Raw genomic sequence first — 18,681 nt, forward strand, 5'->3', positions numbered from 1 at the left:
TTTTTATTGTGTTCTATTGCGAGATTTATCTGCTCACGCGTCGGTTACGCGCGGATTAATCCGCGAGTATTACATCAACGATACGGCGAAAATCGGCGCGGAGAATACCATGTAAATCGCCATTTCGAGCCGACGATAAGTGGATGGCGCATATACAAAGATGCTTGATGATTTTCCAACGACATACAGCCCCGTAGGTTGGCCGCTCACGACAAGCCGCCAACCATGTCAAAATTCGCCACCGGCCATCGGGCCATCCCTCTCCCACATTTCATCCAAGGAAGTAGCAGTGGACATCAACAAACAGGTCGCGGCCCTCACCGCATCGGAACTCCAGACAGCGGGCGCGAGCCAGGCCACGGCGATCGCGGTGAGCGTGCTGCTGCGTCATCTGCGCTCGCCTGAGCTGGCGAAGCTGCTGTCGTCGGCGTTCGAAAACCATCAGGCGGTGATGCTGCAAACGCCGTGGCCCGAGCCGATGCTGCAGGCGTTCGAATCGACCCGCCGCTTTCTCGAAGGCGCCACGCAAGCGGACCTGCCGGGCACGCAAGCGCCTGCGCAAACGCCGGACGCCTGAGCGCGGCCGGGACCCTTCAGGAAGACACCGCGAGCTGCGCGCCGAGCCAGGCGCGCAGCGCTGAAATCTCCTCCGCGCATACCGAATGCGGCATCGGATACGCGCTCCAGTCGACCTTGCAACCTCGCGTGATCGCAAAGTCGCGCGCGGCCTCTCCTAGCTGGATCGGTAACACGTCGTCGTACATGCCATGCGCGGCGAAGATAGGCGTGCCACGGTTCGCGGCACTCAAACGGCTATCGATAAAGCTTTGCGACGGCACATAACCCGACATCACGATCAAGCCGGCGAGCGTCTCAGGGTGCGTCAGCCCTGCCGAGTAGGTCATCGCCCCGCCTTGCGAAAACCCCGCGAGAAAGATGTTCGAAGTCGGAATGCCGCGCCGGTTCTGCGCCTCGATTAATTGCCGCACGGTTGCGCAGGACGATTCGATACCCGCTTCGTCAATCCGCTCATTGATGTTCTGAAACGAGCGGATGTCATACCACGCGCGCATCACGTAGCCGTTGTTCGCGGTCACGGCAATCTCCGGCGCATTAGGAAACACGAAGCGCACGCCAGGCGCATTGCCGAGACGCAGTTCGGGCACGAGCGGCACGAAGTCGTTGGCGTCGGCGCCGAGACCGTGCATCAGGATCACGGCGTAGGTGGGGTTCGGCGCGCTTTCAATTTCGATGGTGGGCGGTTGCTCGGTCATGTATCGCGATTATCCGGTTGCGGAAAACGTTCAGAGGATCGGAATAAGTACAGGGAGGATATACCGCCAGGCGAGACAAGGCACACCTGGCATCTTCAAAGCCTGTCCCCTTGCGCGTCGGCCCGCGACCGCGCCCGCCCGCGTCCTGCCGCGCTCCGCGCCGGCGCCACGACCTCGGCGAGCAGTTCCTCATGCAGCGCTCGCAAGACCTCAACGAACGCCGACGCCAGCCGTTCTCGCGGCCTGTGCGGAGGAAACAGCAGATAGGTCTGAAAGCGCGTAGCCGGCAGGAACGGGCGAATCGCGATCTCCGGCCCGGCGAAGTCGCGCGCGACGATTGGATGCGCGAGCGTCACACCCATGCCGTGGCGAACCATCTCGCAGCACATCGCGGCGTATTGCGCCTCGATCGACATGACGCGCTGCACGCCCGCGCGCAGGAACACTTCGTCCATCAAGGTGCGCGTGCCGTCGCCGTGACATAGCGAAATGAACGGCTCGCCTTCCAGATCCTCCGGCTTGATGCTGCGCTTCTTCGCCAGCCGATGCGCCGCCGGCATCACACACACGGCAGCCACATCCCCCAGCAGTTCGACTTCGCAATCGGATGCCTCGCTGACATACACCGCCACGCCCAGATCGCAGAACTGCGAGGCCGTCCAATGATTGACCGTGCCCGACGTATTCACGTGCAGCGACACGGTGACCTCCGGAAACAGCTCGACAAACCGCTTGATGGCGTGCGGCACCAGCGTCATGCCCGCCGACGGCATCGCCGCGATGCGCAGACGGCCGCTGCCGAGGTTGCGAATCTGCGCCGCGGCATTCGCCAGACCCTGCAAGCCCACAAACGCGCGCTCGACTTCGCGAAAGAACGCCTCGCCGTCGCTCGTGGGAATCAGCCGCACGCCGCTGCGCTGAAAGAGTTGCAGCCCCGTGTCGCGCTCGAGTTGCGCGATCAGACGGCTCACGTTCGGCTGCGACGTGAAGAGCGCCTTGGCCGCGGCGGTCATCGACCCCGACACCATCACCGCGCGGAACGCCTCGATGTGCTTGAGATTCATCCGTATTCTCCCTTAGACGACGCCCTTCAATCCATATCATCCATGCATAGATAGGTATTTTATTCGTATTGGACGGCATGACCAGCCGGCGCGACACTGCATTCTAACGACGGGCAGCGAAGCCCGCGTCCCCACACCGGAACTGGAGATCGTCGTCATGAAAAGAGCGTTGCATCGCCGCCTGTCCGCCTCGTCCCGCCCCGCCTTCGCGGCGCTTCTGGCCGCATCCGCCCTCGCCGCTCCGCTCCTCGCGCAGGCCGACACCACGCTCTATATCGCCAACGTCGGCGGCTCGAACGAGCAGCTCTACCGGCAGAAAATCATCCCGCCGTTCGAGAAGGCGCATAACGTCAAGATCGTCTACGTCGCCGGCAATTCGAGCGATACGCTTGCCAAGCTGCAGGCGCAGAAAGGCCATCAGCAGATCAACGTCGCGGTGATGGACGACGGTCCGATGTACCAGGCGATGCAGCTCAACCTGTGCGCGAAGCTCGACGACGCGCCCGTGATGAAGGACGTCTACCCGCTCGCGAAGATCGGGCCGAGCGCGATCGGCGTCGGCATGGTGGCGACCGGCATCGGCTACAACGAGGAGGCCTTCAGGAAAGCCGGCCTGCCGCCGCCCGACTCGTGGAAGGCGCTCACCGACAGCCGCATCAAGGGCAAGCTCGGCGTGCCGCCGATCACCAACACCTATGGTCTGCATACGCTCGTGATGCTCGCGCGTCTGTCCGGCGGCGGCGAGAAGAACATCGATCCCGGCTTCACGGCGATGACAAGACAGGTCGCGCCGAACGTGCTGTCCTGGGCGCCGACGCCCGGCGAGATGGACGGCCAGATGCAGTCCGGCGACGTGATCCTCGCGCCGTATGGCAGCGGCCGCGCCGTCGCCTTGCAGAACACCGGCTTCCCGCTCAAGTTCATTTACCCGAAGGAAGGCGCGGTCGCGTTGCAGGTGGCGGCCTGCGCGATCGCGGAGAACGCGCAGCCGCAGTTGTCGCAACAGTTCGTGCAATACCTGTTGAGCCCGGAAGTGCAGGTCTTGCAGGCGCAAGGCATCGGTCTGGGTCCGGTCAACAAGACCGTCAAGCTCACGCCTGAGATTGCCGCCCGCGTGCCCTACGGTCCCGAACAGATCTCGAAGCTGACTGCCATGGACTGGACCACGATCAACCAGCATCGCACCGAGTGGACCGAGCGCTGGAACCGTTCGGTCGAACGCTGAAGTGCGGCACCAGGCGCGGCACCAGCGGGTTCCTCGCGCGACGCGCGATCTGATGAAGGAGCGAGGCGCATGGCCTTCCTGACTCTGCAAGGTATATCCAAACGCTACGGGGATTTCACGGCGGTCGATCAACTCGATCTTGCCGTCGAACGCGGCGAACTGCTGTCGCTGCTCGGACCGTCCGGCTGCGGCAAGACCACCACGCTGCAAATGGTCGCGGGCTTCATCACGCCGACCACGGGCCGCATTCTGCTCGACGGCCGCGACATCACGAACGAGCGTCCCGAGAAGCGCGGCATCGGCGTGGTGTTCCAGAGCTATGCGCTGTTTCCGCACATGACGGTGGCGGGCAACGTCGGCTTCGGGCTGGAGATGCGCAAGGTCAGGCGCAAGGAGCGCGACGAGCGCGTCGACGAAGCGCTCTCCCTAGTGCGCCTGAATGGCCTCGGCCACCGCTATCCGAAGGAACTGTCGGGCGGTCAGCGTCAGCGTGTGGCGATTGCGCGCGCCATCGCCATGCAGCCGGAACTGCTGCTGCTCGACGAACCGATGTCCAACCTCGACGCCAAGCTGCGCGAAGAGATGCATATCGAACTGCGCGCGATCCAGAAGCGCCTCGGCATCACGACGATACTCGTCACGCACGATCAGGTCGAAGCGATGACCATGAGCGACCGCATCGCGGTGATGCATCGCGGCGCGATTGCGCAACTCAGCACGCCGTACGACGCGTACGAGCGTCCCGCCACGCCGTTCGCCTCGACGTTTCTCGGGCGCACCAACGCGTTTTCCGGCGAGGTGCTGCGCCGCAATCCGCGCTGCGCGGAAGTCGCCGTCGCCGGCACGACGCTGCATGTGCCGCATGAAGGCCGTCATGTCGACGGCACGGTGAACGTCTATATCCGCCCGGAAAAGGTTCATCTGGCCAATGGCGATGCCCGCCTGCGCGGTCGCATCGCGACGCGCGTGTTCGTCGGCAATCAATGGCTGCTCGAAGTGGACACCGAACTCGGCAAGCTGCGCGTCGCGCAGCCGAACCACGGCGCGCCACCGCCGGAAGAAGGCCACGAAGTCGGCCTCGCATGGACCGACGACGACCTGCGCGTGCTCACGCAAGACACTCCGGAGAGCGCTCATGGCCACGCTTGACGACGCCCGTCCCGGCGCCGCGCCGTGGCTGCTGTCGGGGCCCGCGCTGCTGCTGTTCGTCGGCTTGTTGCTGGTGCCGCTGCTGCTCACGCTGATGCTGTCGTTCCGCGTGTTCAGCGACACGGCCGGCGTCACCGCCGCCTATACGCTCGCGAACTACTGGGAAGTCGTCAGCGATCCGTACTACGGCACGATCTTTCTGCGCACCGCCGGGCTAGCTTTCGCCGTCACGCTGCTGTCCATCGTGCTCGGCGTGCCGGAGACCATCGTGCTCGCGCGCATGAAGCGTCCGTGGCAATCGCTGTGTCTGCTGGTCGTGCTCGGCCCGCTGCTCATCTCCGTGGTGGTGCGCACGCTCGGCTGGCAGATTCTGCTCGGCAACAACGGCGTGCTGAACAACGTGCTGCGGGCACTGCATGTCACCGACGAGCCCGTCCGCCTCGTCTTCACGATGACCGGCATGATCATCGCGCTCACGCACGTGCTGGTGCCGTTCATGGTGATGTCGGTGTGGGCGACCATGCAGAAGCTCGACCCGCAAGTGGAATGGGCCGGCCGCTCGCTCGGCGGCTCGCCGTTCGCGGTGTTCCGCCGCGTGGTGCTGCCGCAGATCATGCCGGGCGTGCTGTCGGGCTCGATTATCGTGTTCGCCTTGTCGGCATCGGCGTTCGCCACGCCGGCGCTGATCGGCGGCCGGCGCCTCAAGGTGGTTGCCACCGCCGCCTACGACGAGTTCCTCGGCACGCTGAACTGGCCGCTCGGCGCGAGCATCGCCGTGCTGCTGCTGATCGCCAACGTGGCGATCGTGATGGGTTGCAGCCGCCTCGCCGAGCGCCGCTTTCAGCACATCTTCGATTGAGCGGGAGACAGCGATCATGAAACAGAACGGCATTCTCGGGCTCGTCTACAACGCGTTCTTTCTGACCTTCATCCTCGCGCCGCTCGCGGTGGTGATGCTGGTGGCCTTCACCGACAAGGGCTTCATCTCGATGCCTTTCGATGGCGCGTCGCTGCGCTGGTTTCGCGCGATCATCGAGAACGGCGACATCGTCGCGGCCTTCTGGCTGTCGGTGCGGCTCGCGTTCGCGGCGGCAAGCATCGGCGTGCTGCTCGCGGTGCCCGCCGCGCTGGCGATCGCGCGCTATCGCTTCCCGGGCCGCGCCGCGCTCACCAGCTTCTTCCTCTCGCCGATGATGATTCCCGCGGTCGTGCTCGGCATCGCGTTCCTGCGCTTTCTGTCGCTGCTGCATCTGTCGGGCTCGTTCTGGTCGCTGGTCTGCGCGCACGTGATCATCGTGCTGCCGTATGCGTTGCGCCTCGCGCTGTCGTCGGCCGTCGGACTCGATCGCGATGCCGAGCGCGCCGCTCTCTCCTGTGGCGCGAGCCGCTTCACCGCGTTTCGCCGCGTGGTGCTGCCGATGATCCGCACCGGCGTGGCGGGCGGCTGGGTGCTCTCGTTCATCCAGAGTTTCGACGAACTGACCATGACCATCTTCGTCGCGACACCGGGCACGACCACGCTGCCCGTCGCCATGTACAACCAGATCGCGCAGACGATCGATCCGCTGGTCGCTTCGGTGTCGGCGGTGCTGATCGTCGGCACGGTCCTTCTGATGATCCTGCTCGACCGCATGGTCGGACTGGATCGCATTCTGATCGGAGAAACCCGATGACATTGACAAGCACCGATAGCCCCGACGTGCTGGTGCTCGGCGGCGGCCTCGTCGGTTCGGCCGTGGCCTACGGGCTCGCCCGCGAAGGCGCGCGCGTGACCGTGCTCGACGAGGACGACGGCGGCTTGCGCGCGTCGCGCGGCAATTTCGGCCTCGTGTGGATTCAGGGCAAGGGCTATGGCCTGTCGCCTTACGCACGCTGGTCGCGCAGCTCGGCCACGCGCTGGCCGGGACTCGCGCAGGCGCTGCTGAACGAAACCGGCGTGGACGTGGCGTTGCGCCAGCCGGGCGGCTTCCACTTCTGCTTCAACGACAACGAACTCGCTGAACGCGACAAGCGACTCTCGACGCTGCAAGCGGAGCTCGGCGACTACCCCTACCAGATGCTCGACGCCGCCGAAGTCCGCGCGCGCATTCCGCACATCGGCCCGGCGGTGATCGGCGCGAGCTATTCGCCGATGGACGGTCACGTGAATCCGCTCAAGCTGCTGCGCGGTCTGCATACCGCCATGCAGGCGCGCGGTGTGCGGCTCGTGTCGAACGAACGCGCGGAGCGCATCGAGCCGCAAGCGCAGGGCTTCGTCGTGCACGGCAAGCGTGGGACGTATCGCGCGGCGCGCGTCGTACTCGCCGCGGGACTCGGCAATCGCGCGCTCGCGCCGTTCGTCGGACTCGACGCACCGGTCGCGCCGAATCGCGGGCAGGTGCTGGTGAGCGAACGCGTCGCGCGCTTTCTCGACTATCCGACGCTCAACGTGCGCCAGACCGACGAGGGCAGCGTGCAGTTCGGCGATTCGATGGAAGAAGTCGGCTTCAACGATTTCACTACCACGCACGTGCTGGCCGACATCGCCCGGCGCGGCGTGCGCGCGTTCCCGATGTTGCAGCATGTGCGGCTCGTGCGCATGTGGGCCGCGTTGCGTGTCTATAGCCCCGACGGCTTTCCGATCTACGACCACTCCGAGGCGCACCCCGGCGCGTTCGTCGTCACCTGCCATAGCGGCGTGACGCTGGCGGCCGCGCACGCGCTGCGCGTCGCGCCGTGGATCATGGGCGCGCCGATGCCCGACGAACTGCCCCACTTTTCCGCGCGCCGCTTCGAGCACGCCGGTGAACTGACTCCCGCTCATTGAATTCGACATGACTACCCAATCGACTCATTCGCTTTTCAAGCCGCTGCCGGGCGCACAAGGCGCGGCTGCCACGCACGTCGCCATCTGGTTCAACGACCGGCCGCTGTCCGTGCCGGGCGGCTGCTCGGTCGCGGCGGCCCTGCTTGCGGCGGGCGTCTCGCGCTTTCGCGCGACGCCTGTCTCCGGCGCACCGCGCGCGCCCTTCTGCATGATGGGCGCGTGCTTCGACTGCCTCGTCGAGATCGACGGCATGCCGAGCCGCCAGGCCTGCATGGTCGAAGTCAAAGCCGGCATGCGCATCCGTTCGCAGGAAGGCGCGCGCGATCTGCCGCCCTGCGGCGCGACCGACATCAGCAACGCCTCCCTGGAGACCACCCATGAGCGCTGATTTCGCTTCCGAAGCCGTCGACGTCGTCGTGGTCGGCGCCGGTCCCGCCGGCATGAGCGCGGCGACGCGCGCGGCGCGCGCGGGCCTCACGACCGTGCTGATCGACGAACAGGACGCCGTGGGCGGCCAGATCTATCGCGCCATCGGCCGCGCCGACGCGCGCCGCAAGGAGATTCTCGGGCCGGACTACGCGGCGGGCGCCGCCATCGCCGAAGCGTTCACCGCCTCGGGCGCACGGCATCTGACCCATGCGACGGTGTGGCAGGTCACACGCGAGCGCGGCGTCAATTATCTGCAGGACGGCAAGATCGGCAGCTTCGAAGCGCAACGCGTGATTCTCGCCAGCGGCGCGCTTGAGCGGCCCTTTCCGATTCCCGGCTGGACGCTGCCCGGTGTGCTGACGGCGGGCGCGGCGCAGATCCTGTTGAAGAGCGCGGGCGAAGTGCCTGCCGCGCCGCCGGTACTCGCGGGTTGCGGGCCGCTGCTGTATCTGCTCGGCTGGCAATACGTGCGCGCCGGCGTGCCGATCCGCGCGCTGGTCGATACCACGCGTCATGAAGACCGCTGGCGCGCGAAGCGTCATATGCTGGCGGCGCTGCGCGCGTGGCCGTTCCTGAGCAAAGGCTTGCAACTGATCCGCACGCTGCGCGACGCGAACGTGCCGATCTTCGAGGCCGCCGACGATCTGCGCGTTGAAGCGCGCATCGGTACGGATCATGTCGAGCGCGCCGCCGCGCTGCACTTCACTACGCAAGGCACCGCGCACCGTCTCGAAGCCGATGTGATCCTGCTGCATCAGGGCGTCGTGCCGAACACGCAATTCACGCAGGCGCTGCGCGCCGCGCACCGCTGGGACGACGCGCAACTGTGCTTCACCCCGAAGGTCGATGCGTGGGGCGAACTCGATGTGCCCGGCATCTTCGTCGCGGGCGACGGCGCGGGCATCGGCGGCGCGCAGGCGGCCGCCTTGCAGGGCACGCTCGCGGGTCTCGCGGCAGCCGCGCAGCTCGGCGCGCTCACGGCCGAGGCGCGTGATGCCGAAGCCGTCGCGCAGCGTCGCGCGCTCGCGGGCGTCATGCGGATCCGGCCGTTTCTCGACAGCCTGTATCGTCCGCGCGACATCAACCGCATTCCGCGCGACGAGACCATCGTCTGCCGTTGCGAGGAAGTCACCGCGGGCGAGCTGCGCAAATTCGTCGAGCTCGGCTGTGTCGGACCGAATCAGGCGAAGTCGTTCGGACGCTGCGGCATGGGTCCGTGTCAGGGACGCATGTGCGGTCTCACGGTGACCGAAGTCATTGCCGATGCGCGCCGCGTCTCACCAGCCGAAGTCGGCTACTACCGCATCCGTCCGCCGATCAAGCCGCTCACGCTCGGAGAACTCGCCGGTGAGTGACGCGACCGAGATCCAGCAAGCCGATGTCCTCGTGGTCGGCGGCGGGCTGCACGGAACGAGCAGCGCGTTCCATCTGGCGCGGCGCGGCGTAAAGGTAATCGTGCTCGAAGCCGATTATGTAGCGCGTCATGCGTCAGGCGTGAACGCGGGCGGCGTACGCACGCTGGGCCGCCCGTTGCCCGAGATTCCGCTCGCGCTGATGTCGCGGGAAATCTGGCACGGCATGAGCGAGCTGCTCGGTGAGAACGGCGGCTTCGTGGCTTCCGGCCAGTTGAAGATCGCCGAAACCGATGACGAACTGAACGCGTGCCGGCAGCGCGTCGCGCTGCTCGAATCGCATGGATTCACGCACGAGAAGGTGATCGACCGCGACACCGTGCTCGAACTCGAACCGGCGCTCGCGCGGCACGTTACGGGCGGCATCTGGGTCGAGCACGACGGTTACGCGTTGCCCTATCGAACCACCACGGCCTTTCGGCTCGCCGCGCAGCGGCTTGGCGCACGTTTTCTGGAAGGCACGCCGGTGCGCCGCATCGAGCAGCGCGGCACGAGATGGTTCGCCGTCACGCCGCACGGTACGTTCAGCGCGAGCCAGTTGCTCGTCACCGCGGGCGCATGGTCCGGCGAGTTGGCGAAGCAGGTCGGCGAGAGCGTGCCGGTCCACCCCGAAGGCTTGATGCTGATGGTCACGCAACGCGTGGCGCCCTTCTGTCGTGCGACGCTCGGGGCAACGGGCCGGCCGCTGTCCTTCAAGCAGTTCGATAACGGCACGGTGGTGATCGGCGGCAAACTGATCGGCATTGCCGATCTGGCGAATCGTCACGGCGAAGTCGATTTTGCCCGCCTCGTGCGTAGCGCGCGAACCGTGACCGATCTGTTTCCTCATCTGCGTAATCTCGGCGTGAACCGCGCGTGGGCCGGTGTCGAAGCTTTTACGGAAGATGAACTGCCGGTCATTTCCGCGAGCCGCACGGCGGCGAATCTGTATTACTCGTTCGGCTATTGCGGTAGCGGCTTTCAGCTCGGGCCGGGTTGCGGCAAGCTCGTGTCCGAACTGATGCTGGACGGCAAGCCTTCGCTTTCGCTCGATGCGTTTGCTATCGATCGTTTTGGCCGCGCGGCGGCGGCTTCCCGCTCGGGCGCTTCGCATCTCGTTGCGCACTAACCGATTTTTTCCGTCGCGCCCTTCAGTCGATGCGCGCGGCGACTTCGTTCACTTTGCTTCAAATGGAGAGATTGTCATGACCGATATCGTTCGTATCGAAACCAACCAGCGTATGAGCCGCGTCGTCAAAGCGGGCGGCCTCGTGTTCGTCGGCGGCCAGACTTCAGCCGATCACACCCTTGATGTGAAACTCCAGACCGCGAAGGTGCTGGAAAAGATCGACGGCTATCTGCAGAAGGCCGGCATCGACAAGACGCGCCTCGTTTCCGCACAAGTCTGGCTGGCCGACATCGGCCGCGATTTCGCGGGCATGAACGAAGTGTGGGATGCGTGGGTGCCGCAAGGTCACGCACCGGCGCGCGCAACGGTGCAAGCAAAGCTTGCCGCGCCCGAGTTGCTCGTCGAGATAGCGGTCGTGGCACTGGGTTGAGGCACGCGGTTAGCGCGCCCGCGCAGTGCTGATCGACGCGTCGACACGCCTGGCCGCCCCATCCATGCGGTTGGCGAGCGGCCCGTCACCAGGGCACGGCGCGTCCGAGATAGTCGAGGTAGTGCAAGCCGGCGCGCCCTTCATAAGCCTCGATCGTATTGACGAGGTTCGGAATGCTTTCTTCGATGGTCAAGCGCGCCGTGGGACCGCCCATGTCTGTCTGGACCCAGCCGGGCGCCATCAGCAAAAGGCTCCGCGGATAGCCGGCGCTGCGAGCCGCGAAGGTGCGCATGAACATATTCAGTGCGGCCTTGCTCCCTCTGTAGACTTCGTAGTTCCCGTTAGTGGCATTGGTGATGCTGCCCTGCCCCGACGACATGACACCGATCGTTCCAGTCGGCGGCACAAGGTCCTGCAACGCATCGACGACCCTCATCGGACTCAGCGAGTTCGTTACCATCACGCGCACAAATTCCTCGGTCGAGACGTCCGCTAACGTTTCGCGATCGTCGTTCTTCACGCCTGCATTCACGAAAAGCACATTGATACGCCGACCTTCAAGGCGGGCGCGCAGCGCTGCGACCTGCCCGGGAATCGTGATATCCACAGTCTCTACTTCGAGCGCGCCAGCGGAGGCATTGGCTAGATGCCGAAGCTTTTCTGTCGAAGCCGCTCGCCCGGTGGCGATGACTCGGTAGCCGCGCTTCAAAAACTCCTCGACCATCGCGAGACCAAGGCCGCGCGACGCGCCGATCAGGAGTACGGTTTTCTGTGAAGGTGTGGTTTGCATTGGCATCCTCGATCGAAAGCGATCCTGCTGGGTCATTCACGCAAACCAATGTAGCGGTTCATCGGGGACGGCGGAAGCCGCACTGAATGCAACTAATATATGCATCGGACGCCCTACCTCACCTTGCCTACTGCGATCAAGCGATGCCCGAACCCGACCTCAATCTGCTTTTCGCGCTCGATGCGTTGCTGACCGAGAAAAACGTCACACGTGCCGCTCGATCGTTGCATCTCAGTGCGTCCGCAATGAGCCGCACGCTGACTCGCCTTCGTGCTGCGACCGGCGATCCATTGCTGGTCCGGGCGGGGCGCGATATGGTGCTGACTCCGCATGCCGAAGCGATTCGAGAGCAAACACAAAACATCGTTCTTGAGGCCCGTTCGTTGCTGGGGCCGTCGGCGGCGACAGCAGATTTTTCGACGCTGCGCAGAACCCTGAGGATTCGTGCCAATGAAGCTTTCGTGGAAGCCTTCGGCGCACCACTGATTGCTGAAGTGACCGCAGTTGCGCCGCTCGTGCGTTTGCACTTCTCCTCGAAAGCGGAAAAGAGTGCGGAGTATCTGCGAAATGGTTCAGCCGATCTCGAGATTGGCGTGCTGGAGGAAATGGGACCTGAAATACGCGTGCGGGCGTTGTTTCGAGACCGCTATGTGGGCGTGGTCAGAAAGGGGCATCCGCTGGAAACGAAACAGGACGTGACTATCGCGCAATATGCCGCGTTCGGCCACGTAGTCGCGCCGCACGGCCGCGAGATAATTGATGCACTTGACGCCGTGATCGTCTCGTCAGGATTGGAACGAACGACCGTGGCGGTCGTGCCGAGTTTTCCGGCCGCGTTGGCGGTTGCGCAAGCGTCCGATCTGATCGCGCTCCTGCCTGCATCTTTCGTGAATGCGCAGCAGAGCGAGTCCGTCTACTCTTTTGAGCTTCCCGTGGCGACTGACGGCTTTACCATTTCCCAGATGTGGCATCCCCGTTTAGAGAATGATCCGGTTCATCGTTGGTTCCGGCAGTTGGTGCTCGATGTGTGTCGTCGGCAGGTGCCGTTCTGAACGCAACTCGGGTTGCGTTCAGAACGGTGCGGCAGCGCGTTGTTCGACACAAACCCAGTTGGTCCGCGAATGACAACTGCGGATGAGCGCATCCTAAGAAAGGCGGCGCTCAACAAAGATCACGAAGACTCCGCGTCTCCGGCATTGCGCGCACCACACAGGCGCCATGCGGCCTTGGGTGCGGCAACGGTTTCGCCGACGTGACGCCACCAGCGTTCGCCGCGATGCGGCGCGCTCAGATCCAGCCGCTCACCCATACGCGGCGTCGACAACGCGACACCGCGCGCGAGGGCCAGTGCCATCACTCTTTCGAACGGCTCCTGCCAGCGGTGCATCGCGAGGTCGAAGGTGCCGTTGTGAATCGGCACGAGCCAACGGCCGCGCAGATCGATGTGCGTCTGCACGGTTTCTTCGGGCTGCATGTGAACGTAGGGCCACTGCGCATCGTAAGCGCCCGTCTCGACTAAAGTGACGTCGAACGGCCCAAGCCGCTCGCCGATCGTCCTGAAGCCATCGAAGTAGCCCGTGTCGCCGCTGAAGAAGACGCGCAGATCATCGTCGACGATCACCCACGACGCCCATAGCGTGCTGTTGCCGTCGAACAGGCTGCGGCCGGAAAAGTGCTGCGCCGGCGCAGCGGTGAATTGCACACCGTCTACCTTGGTGCCCTGCCACCAGTCGAACTGGCGAACCTTCGACGCGTCGATGCCCCATTCGATCAACCGGTCGCCGACGCCGAGCGGCGTCAGAAACACGCCGGTGGTCTCCGCGAGCGCGAGCACGGTCTCGCGGTCCAGGTGATCGTAGTGATCGTGCGACAGGATCACGCCGCGCAACGGCGGCAACTCGGCGAGCGCGATCGGCGGCGCATGGAAGCGCTTCGGGCCGAAATGCCGGAACGGAGAGGCTCGTTCGGCGAACACCGGATCGGTCAGCCAGAACTGGCCGCGCAGCTTCAGCAGCATCGTCGAATGGCCGAGCCGGTAGAGGCTGCGGTCGGGCGCCGCATCGAGCTGCGCACGCGTGAGCGCATCGACGGGCAACGCCTCGGCCGGCACGGTGCCGCTCGGCTTGTTGAGCAAGATGTTCCACACAATGCCGAGCGTCTTGCGCAGGCCTTCAGTGGGACGCGGCTTGACGTTGCGAAAGCGTTCGCCGTCATGCTGCGGCGAGGTGCTGGACAACGCGCGACCGCGACGCGCGGCGGTAACGCCGAGCACGCGGCTCACAAGAACGGGAAGCGACGTCATGAGGTAGGCCGTCCAAAGAAAAATGTACACTCGGCAGTGTAGTTTATTTTCGAGAAAAGTAAACTGCCCGGTGTAAAATCTGTCGATGGATCCAAGCACCACTCACCAACGCCTGACTGACCGCAAGCGTGTCGCCATCGTCAAAGCCGCGATCGAGGAATTCCTCGCGGCCGGCTACGACGCGACCAGCATGGACCGTATCGCCGCCCGCGCGAACGTCTCGAAACGTACGGTCTACAACCATTTCCCCAGCAAGGAAGCGCTTTTCGCGGCGATTCTCCATCAGCTATGGGACGCGAGCCAGAGCGGCGATGCGCCCGCCTATCGCGCCGATCAGCCATTGCGCGCGCAATTGCTCGACCTGTTGGGCCGCAAGCTGCGGCTGCTGAACGACGAGTCTTTCCTTTCGCTCGCTCGAGTGGCGATCGCGGCCGGCATCCATTCGCCGGAGCGAGCGCGGGACATGGTTGCTCGCCTGGGCGAACGCGAGGAAGACCTGACCGTGTGGATCCGCGCGGCCGCCGCCGACGGCCGTCTCAAGACCGACGATCCGCTCTTCGCGGCGCTGCAGATGCAGGCGCTGGTGAAGGCGTTCGCCTTCTGGCCGCAGGTGACGATGGGCCAGGCGCCGCTCGGCGAACTTGAGCAAAAGCAGGTCGCGGAATCGGCCGCAGACATGTTCCTCGCACGTTATGCATGAGCGGACCGCCGGGCCGCTTTCATGGGCATAAAGGCCAGCCAAACGCTTTGTTCGAACGTCTACAATCGAGATTTTCGACTCGTTCAAATTGCGCCGATGTCCCAAAAGATCGACTACCTCAACCCCGCCCTTCCAGCCGGACTCCGGCGCGTGTCGATGCCCGTGGTCGACGCGACTCCGGCAACGCTTGACGGATTTGGCCGGCTCGTGGCGGACCCGGGCGAGTGCCCGATCGAGATCGTGCAGTGGCCGGCGACGGGCTCGCGGCCCATCGACCCCGGCACCGGCGATGAGGCCGGCACCACCGAAGGCACGTTCGTGAGCGAATGGCGCGGCGACATTCTCTACGGCAGCAACGAGGCTGTGGGCGGTCACTACATTCTTGCGTACGCAACCGAGCCTGATGCCGCTCGCGACGACAACGCCCACACACCGCAACGGATGTTGCTGTGGCACGCGAACTACCATCCGGATGGCGGACAACTGTTCTTTCCGCTGGACCATCGCCCGTTCTACGTTCCGCTGGCACTGCCCGGCGACGACATCACGCCGGAGAAGTTCGTGTGCTTCCGCTTCGACGGAAAGCAAGGGCTCTACATCCATCCGAACATCTGGCATGAAGGGGTGTTCACTCTTGAAGGCACGCAGCGGTTCTTCGATAAGCAGGGCGCCGTCCATGCACGGGTCTCTGTCGACTTTGCCCGTGAGTTCGGTTGTCTTCTCGAGGCGCCGATCGCCCTGTAGCGACAGTAAGCACACTGCGGCGACGGGCCGTAGACTCGCAGGATGCCGCGCGCGTTGACATCGCCAGGACGCACGGCGCGGTAGCCGACCGTATCAAGGATTTCTGCAGGAAAGCCGGCGCGCACCGACAGGTTTCGGACGCGCCCTTTCTGCCGAAGAGATCTCATGAATCTGTCGAAAGCGATCAAGGCGCAATGGCCCGACTGCTTCGTGCTCGTGGGCGGACACAGCGCGGCGTTCACCGCAGCCGATATGTTCAGGCACGCCGAAGGCGCGATCGACTGCGTGCTGAAAGGTGAGCACATCTGCTGATGCGCGGGCAAACCAACTTTGTGCGGATGTTGTGGCGCTTCAACTCGGTGTTCAACCCGAACCTGCAATTGAACGACCACGCGCGCGAAGTCCGGTATGCAATGACGCCGCCTGCCCCGCCAACCGTACACGCCAATGTCAAGGTGCTGTATGTGCACCGGCCGGCGGGACGCAAGAGCCGCAAGCTCGACGATGCAACGGAGAGCTTCGTCGATGAAACTCGCATGGGTGCGGGCTGATGTTTTTTTAGTCTGGCGGCACCCTGTTACATCGAACCGCGATAAACGCCATTCGGGTATCCTCGATGCTGATACGAGAGTGACACAACCAAGAGGCGACAGTGCTTGAACTATCGGTTCGTGACAAGGCAATGCTGAGTGGTGAATTGGGTGACGGTGCAGCACTTGCGATGCGAATAGTCGCCGCCACGGCACATGTGATGGATGCCCAGGAACTCGTCGACATTTCCTCCGCGCACATCGACGGCTGCCTGTATCACGGCTCCGTCAGTCTCGATTTCGTCGAACGGTTTGTCGCGTCCGGAACGCGGGTCGCCGTTCCGACCACGCTCAATGTCGGATCGCTCGATCTGATTCATCCGGAGTTGTATCGCGGCAAAGCGGACATCGCAAGTGCCGCCAAACGGCTGATGGAAGCGCATCTGGAACTCGGGTGCGAAGCGACCTTCACGTGCGCGCCGTACCAGCTCAAGCACCGCCCACGCCTGGGCGATCAGATCGCATGGGCCGAATCGAATGCGATCGTTTTCGCCAACTCCGTGTTGGGCGCCCGCACCAGTCGCTACGGCGATTTTCTCGATCTTGCGGCGGCGATTACCGGCCGCGTGCCCAACGCCGGACTGCATGTCACCGAAAACCGTGCCGCCCGCATCGTGCTCGAAGCGCCCAGCTTTGGTGATTCTCCGCGGCGCGACGCCTGCTTCGCGGCGATCGGTTTTCTGCTTGGCCTCAACGCCGGCGCAACGGTGGCCGCAATCACCGGCCTGCCGCTCGACACGACGGAGGACGAGCTCAAGTCGCTGGGCGCGGCAGCCGCGTCCAGTGGCTCCGTGGCGCTCTTTCACGCGGTCGGCATCACGCCCGAGGCGCCGACACTCGGCCACGCGCTGCAGGGCGGCGAGCCGGAGCGGACGATCGTTGTCAGCGAGGCGGATCTCGTCGGTATCCATCGAAAGTGGAACGCTGGCGGTGCTGGCGATCCACTCGCCGCGATCAGTCTGGGAACCCCGCATTTTTCAGTCGATGAGTTCCACAAACTCGGCAAACTGTTCGAAGAACACGATGGCTCGCCCCGATGCGACTTCTACGTCAATACGAGCCGTTTCGTTCTATGGCAGATCGAAGCGGAAGGACTCGCCCAGCAACTCGCTTCGCGGGGCGTTCAGATCGTGGTGGACACCTGCACCTACATCACTCCGGTGATGAAGCAGATCAGTGGACTGGTGATGACCAACTCAGGGAAATGGGCTCATTACGCACCGGCGAACATCGGTGTCACCGTCGCGTTTGGAAGCATGGCCGAGTGTGTTCGCTCGGCTTTCGAAGGGAGAGTTTGCATCGATGAACTGGCCGGCTAGAGCGACGACCATGATTACGCGCAATACGGTACTTGCGGGACAAGTACTCGTTCCGGGTCAGGCAAGCGGCCTTGCAATCGCGCTGCCTCCCTTGAGTTTCTGGGGCGGCTACGACGCCGAAAGCGGCACGATCATCGACAAGACCCATTCCGGTTTTGGACAAAGCCTGAAAGGCCGGATACTCGTCATGGCGCGAGCGCGCGGGTCGAGTTCCAGCAGCAGCGTACTGGCCGAAGCGTTGCGTAATGGGACAGGCCCGAGCGGCATCATCCTGGCCGAACGCGACCTGATTCTCACCATTGGTGTGATTGCCGCCAATGAGCTGTACGCGCTCAACGTGCCGGTGGTGAGCGTCGGCGAAAACGAGTTCGCGCAGATTGAGTCTTTCACCGCAACACTGGAGATCGACGCGTGCGATGCTACTCGACCCGCGCGTATCTACGCCACAGAAGGTGAACGCGCAGGAAGCTGAAACGCGCAGCGATATCCCCCTGCGTCCTGGTCATACGGAACCTGGTTAGCCACAAGCCAGCGCGCTCAGCGCGTCACCACCGCCTCGACAACGGACATGATCTGATGCGCGGCCGTCTTGACGTGCTGCTCCAGCAGTTTGGCTCCAAGCTTCGCGTCGCGTTTCCTGCATGCGTCGACCAACGCCATGTGCTCGTCATGCGACTGTTCGCGGATCGGCACTTGTACCGCCTGGAAACGAAAATACCGGTCGCAGCGGTCATGCAGCACCCGCAGCAACTGCAGCGTGATGTCCCGCTGCGCAGGCAGATAGAGCGTTTCGTGCAGACGCCAGTTCAGTTGCCCCCACACACCCGAGTCCGCCTTGTCCATTTCCTTGACGAGCCGCTCAGCCTTGCCCATCTCAGCCTCGGTGATGCGCGGGATAGCTTCCGAAAATAGCCACGGTTCAAGACGCAGCCGGATGTCGAAGGTCTCCTTCACCTCGTCGATCGACAACTCGGCGACATAGGCGCCCTTGTGCGGCACATTGATCAGCAGCCCCTCGGCCGTCAGACGCGTGATGGCCTCGCGGATAGGCACACGGCTCACACCGAGTTCCTCGGCGAGCGCCTCCTGCCGTAATACCTCGCCGGGAGCCAGGTCGCCGCTCAGGATTCGCTGCCGAACCGCCGTGGTGACGAGTTCGACCGTGGTTGGCCGGACGATTTTTCGCGTGCTGTCGTCCGCGATTGCTTCGCTCGTCGCGGACGCCTCTCTGGTTCGACGTTTAGCGGCTACCGGGGGCATGGTCAGGTTCATTGGAGGATTCAGGATACAGTGAACATGCTATCACGGCTCCGGCTTTCGGATCCAAAATCCAATGAGC

At 64.1% G+C, this 18,681-nt stretch carries 22 protein-coding genes; 17 read left to right on the top strand and 5 right to left on the bottom strand.

Annotated features, from left to right (window positions below; translation table 11 throughout):
* Positions 1 to 289 precede the first annotated feature (289 nt).
* On the top strand, positions 290 to 577 hold the full coding sequence (locus tag PQR54_RS17110) for a hypothetical protein (protein ID WP_012432910.1): 288 nt from the start codon (positions 290 to 292) through the stop codon (positions 575 to 577).
* Positions 578 to 593: 16 nt separating this feature from the next.
* On the opposite strand, the gene PQR54_RS17115 is transcribed toward PQR54_RS17110, so the two are convergent.
* The gene (locus PQR54_RS17115; protein WP_408247641.1) at positions 594 to 1,274 is read right to left on the bottom strand and encodes an alpha/beta hydrolase; all 681 of its coding nucleotides are present in this window, start codon (positions 1,272 to 1,274) and stop codon (positions 594 to 596) included.
* 95 nt (positions 1,275 to 1,369) lie between these two features.
* A complete protein-coding gene (locus PQR54_RS17120) occupies positions 1,370 to 2,338 on the bottom strand; it encodes a LysR substrate-binding domain-containing protein (protein ID WP_408247644.1) in 969 nt (322 codons plus the stop codon).
* A 157-nt stretch (positions 2,339 to 2,495) separates the two neighbouring features.
* On the opposite strand from PQR54_RS17120, the gene PQR54_RS17125 reads away from it, so the two are divergent.
* From PQR54_RS17125 to PQR54_RS17165, 9 genes are all read left to right on the top strand, one after another.
* The gene (locus PQR54_RS17125) at positions 2,496 to 3,563 is read left to right on the top strand and encodes an ABC transporter substrate-binding protein (RefSeq protein ID WP_408247646.1); all 1,068 of its coding nucleotides are present in this window, start codon (positions 2,496 to 2,498) and stop codon (positions 3,561 to 3,563) included.
* A 69-nt stretch (positions 3,564 to 3,632) separates the two neighbouring features.
* On the top strand, positions 3,633 to 4,712 hold the full coding sequence (locus PQR54_RS17130; RefSeq protein ID WP_408247648.1) for an ABC transporter ATP-binding protein: 1,080 nt from the start codon (positions 3,633 to 3,635) through the stop codon (positions 4,710 to 4,712).
* On the top strand, positions 4,699 to 5,571 hold the full coding sequence (locus tag PQR54_RS17135) for an ABC transporter permease (protein WP_408247650.1): 873 nt from the start codon (positions 4,699 to 4,701) through the stop codon (positions 5,569 to 5,571). Before PQR54_RS17130 ends, PQR54_RS17135 begins: the two co-directional genes overlap by 14 nt.
* 16 nt (positions 5,572 to 5,587) lie before the next feature.
* Entirely contained in the window at positions 5,588 to 6,385 is a 798-nt protein-coding gene (locus PQR54_RS17140) for an ABC transporter permease (RefSeq protein WP_106307496.1), read from the top strand.
* Positions 6,382 to 7,518 (top strand): NAD(P)/FAD-dependent oxidoreductase, encoded by a 1,137-nt coding sequence (locus PQR54_RS17145; RefSeq protein WP_408247652.1) that lies wholly within the window; start codon positions 6,382 to 6,384, stop codon positions 7,516 to 7,518. Before PQR54_RS17140 ends, PQR54_RS17145 begins: the two co-directional genes overlap by 4 nt.
* Before the next feature lie 7 nt (positions 7,519 to 7,525).
* On the top strand, positions 7,526 to 7,906 hold the full coding sequence (locus tag PQR54_RS17150) for a (2Fe-2S)-binding protein (protein WP_408247654.1): 381 nt from the start codon (positions 7,526 to 7,528) through the stop codon (positions 7,904 to 7,906).
* On the top strand, positions 7,896 to 9,302 hold the full coding sequence (locus tag PQR54_RS17155) for an FAD-dependent oxidoreductase (protein WP_408247656.1): 1,407 nt from the start codon (positions 7,896 to 7,898) through the stop codon (positions 9,300 to 9,302). The genes PQR54_RS17150 and PQR54_RS17155 overlap by 11 nt, the downstream gene beginning before the upstream one ends.
* Positions 9,295 to 10,467 (top strand): NAD(P)/FAD-dependent oxidoreductase, encoded by a 1,173-nt coding sequence (locus tag PQR54_RS17160; protein ID WP_408247658.1) that lies wholly within the window; start codon positions 9,295 to 9,297, stop codon positions 10,465 to 10,467. Before PQR54_RS17155 ends, PQR54_RS17160 begins: the two co-directional genes overlap by 8 nt.
* Positions 10,468 to 10,543: 76 nt before the next feature.
* On the top strand, positions 10,544 to 10,897 hold the full coding sequence (locus tag PQR54_RS17165; protein ID WP_408247660.1) for a RidA family protein: 354 nt from the start codon (positions 10,544 to 10,546) through the stop codon (positions 10,895 to 10,897).
* 85 nt (positions 10,898 to 10,982) lie between these two features.
* Here PQR54_RS17165 and PQR54_RS17170 read toward each other — a convergent pair whose 3' ends face one another.
* Complete coding sequence (locus PQR54_RS17170) at positions 10,983 to 11,687, bottom strand: SDR family NAD(P)-dependent oxidoreductase (RefSeq protein ID WP_408248076.1); 705 nt, start codon at positions 11,685 to 11,687, stop codon at positions 10,983 to 10,985.
* Between the two features lie 143 nt (positions 11,688 to 11,830).
* On the opposite strand from PQR54_RS17170, the gene PQR54_RS17175 reads away from it, so the two are divergent.
* Complete coding sequence (locus PQR54_RS17175) at positions 11,831 to 12,739, top strand: LysR family transcriptional regulator (protein ID WP_408247662.1); 909 nt, start codon at positions 11,831 to 11,833, stop codon at positions 12,737 to 12,739.
* Positions 12,740 to 12,858: 119 nt separating this feature from the next.
* Here PQR54_RS17175 and PQR54_RS17180 read toward each other — a convergent pair whose 3' ends face one another.
* A complete protein-coding gene (locus tag PQR54_RS17180) occupies positions 12,859 to 13,989 on the bottom strand; it encodes an MBL fold metallo-hydrolase (protein WP_408247664.1) in 1,131 nt (376 codons plus the stop codon).
* An 85-nt stretch (positions 13,990 to 14,074) separates the two neighbouring features.
* Here PQR54_RS17180 and PQR54_RS17185 point away from each other — a divergent pair, with 85 nt between their 5' ends.
* From PQR54_RS17185 to PQR54_RS17210, 6 genes are all read left to right on the top strand, one after another.
* Entirely contained in the window at positions 14,075 to 14,689 is a 615-nt protein-coding gene (locus tag PQR54_RS17185) for a TetR/AcrR family transcriptional regulator (protein ID WP_408247666.1), read from the top strand.
* Positions 14,690 to 14,785: 96 nt separating this feature from the next.
* Positions 14,786 to 15,433 (top strand): ureidoglycolate lyase, encoded by a 648-nt coding sequence (locus PQR54_RS17190; RefSeq protein ID WP_408247668.1) that lies wholly within the window; start codon positions 14,786 to 14,788, stop codon positions 15,431 to 15,433.
* 165 nt (positions 15,434 to 15,598) lie between these two features.
* Complete coding sequence (locus PQR54_RS17195) at positions 15,599 to 15,745, top strand: hypothetical protein (RefSeq protein ID WP_408247670.1); 147 nt, start codon at positions 15,599 to 15,601, stop codon at positions 15,743 to 15,745.
* Positions 15,745 to 15,984, top strand: a complete 240-nt coding sequence (locus tag PQR54_RS17200) for a hypothetical protein (protein WP_408247672.1) — start codon at positions 15,745 to 15,747, stop codon at positions 15,982 to 15,984. Before PQR54_RS17195 ends, PQR54_RS17200 begins: the two co-directional genes overlap by 1 nt.
* 101 nt (positions 15,985 to 16,085) lie before the next feature.
* Entirely contained in the window at positions 16,086 to 17,342 is a 1,257-nt protein-coding gene (locus tag PQR54_RS17205; RefSeq protein ID WP_408247674.1) for an aconitase X, read from the top strand.
* Between the two features lie 10 nt (positions 17,343 to 17,352).
* Complete coding sequence (locus PQR54_RS17210; RefSeq protein ID WP_408247676.1) at positions 17,353 to 17,814, top strand: aconitase X swivel domain-containing protein; 462 nt, start codon at positions 17,353 to 17,355, stop codon at positions 17,812 to 17,814.
* A gap of 65 nt (positions 17,815 to 17,879) precedes the next feature.
* Here the strand turns inward: PQR54_RS17210 and PQR54_RS17215 are convergent, their stop codons facing one another.
* Positions 17,880 to 18,614: a GntR family transcriptional regulator gene (locus PQR54_RS17215; protein WP_408247678.1), complete on the bottom strand. Its 735-nt coding sequence runs from the start codon at positions 18,612 to 18,614 to the stop codon at positions 17,880 to 17,882.
* Between the last annotated feature and the right edge of the window lie 67 nt (positions 18,615 to 18,681).

Origin of the sequence: Paraburkholderia phytofirmans (assembly GCF_046028095.1) — a bacterium.
Lineage (GTDB): Bacteria > Pseudomonadota > Gammaproteobacteria > Burkholderiales > Burkholderiaceae > Paraburkholderia > Paraburkholderia phytofirmans_A.

Bases quoted from the DNA above. Each gene is read 5' to 3' on its own strand.
- PQR54_RS17115 (WP_408247641.1), bottom strand. From the start codon at position 1,274: ATGACCGAGCAACCGCCCACCATCGAAATTGAAAGCGCGCCGAACCCC.
- PQR54_RS17210 (WP_408247676.1), top strand. From the start codon at position 17,353: ATGATTACGCGCAATACGGTACTTGCGGGACAAGTACTCGTTCCGGGT.
- PQR54_RS17135 (WP_408247650.1), top strand. From the start codon at position 4,699: ATGGCCACGCTTGACGACGCCCGTCCCGGCGCCGCGCCGTGGCTGCTG.
- PQR54_RS17180 (WP_408247664.1), bottom strand. From the start codon at position 13,989: ATGACGTCGCTTCCCGTTCTTGTGAGCCGCGTGCTCGGCGTTACCGCC.
- PQR54_RS17145 (WP_408247652.1), top strand. From the start codon at position 6,382: ATGACATTGACAAGCACCGATAGCCCCGACGTGCTGGTGCTCGGCGGC.
- PQR54_RS17140 (WP_106307496.1), top strand. From the start codon at position 5,588: ATGAAACAGAACGGCATTCTCGGGCTCGTCTACAACGCGTTCTTTCTG.
- PQR54_RS17175 (WP_408247662.1), top strand. From the start codon at position 11,831: ATGCCCGAACCCGACCTCAATCTGCTTTTCGCGCTCGATGCGTTGCTG.
- PQR54_RS17170 (WP_408248076.1), bottom strand. From the start codon at position 11,687: ATGCAAACCACACCTTCACAGAAAACCGTACTCCTGATCGGCGCGTCG.
- PQR54_RS17155 (WP_408247656.1), top strand. From the start codon at position 7,896: ATGAGCGCTGATTTCGCTTCCGAAGCCGTCGACGTCGTCGTGGTCGGC.
- PQR54_RS17150 (WP_408247654.1), top strand. From the start codon at position 7,526: ATGACTACCCAATCGACTCATTCGCTTTTCAAGCCGCTGCCGGGCGCA.
- PQR54_RS17165 (WP_408247660.1), top strand. From the start codon at position 10,544: ATGACCGATATCGTTCGTATCGAAACCAACCAGCGTATGAGCCGCGTC.
- PQR54_RS17195 (WP_408247670.1), top strand. From the start codon at position 15,599: ATGAATCTGTCGAAAGCGATCAAGGCGCAATGGCCCGACTGCTTCGTG.
- PQR54_RS17125 (WP_408247646.1), top strand. From the start codon at position 2,496: ATGAAAAGAGCGTTGCATCGCCGCCTGTCCGCCTCGTCCCGCCCCGCC.
- PQR54_RS17200 (WP_408247672.1), top strand. From the start codon at position 15,745: ATGCGCGGGCAAACCAACTTTGTGCGGATGTTGTGGCGCTTCAACTCG.
- PQR54_RS17130 (WP_408247648.1), top strand. From the start codon at position 3,633: ATGGCCTTCCTGACTCTGCAAGGTATATCCAAACGCTACGGGGATTTC.
- PQR54_RS17120 (WP_408247644.1), bottom strand. From the start codon at position 2,338: ATGAATCTCAAGCACATCGAGGCGTTCCGCGCGGTGATGGTGTCGGGG.
- PQR54_RS17185 (WP_408247666.1), top strand. From the start codon at position 14,075: ATGGATCCAAGCACCACTCACCAACGCCTGACTGACCGCAAGCGTGTC.
- PQR54_RS17215 (WP_408247678.1), bottom strand. From the start codon at position 18,614: ATGAACCTGACCATGCCCCCGGTAGCCGCTAAACGTCGAACCAGAGAG.
- PQR54_RS17190 (WP_408247668.1), top strand. From the start codon at position 14,786: ATGTCCCAAAAGATCGACTACCTCAACCCCGCCCTTCCAGCCGGACTC.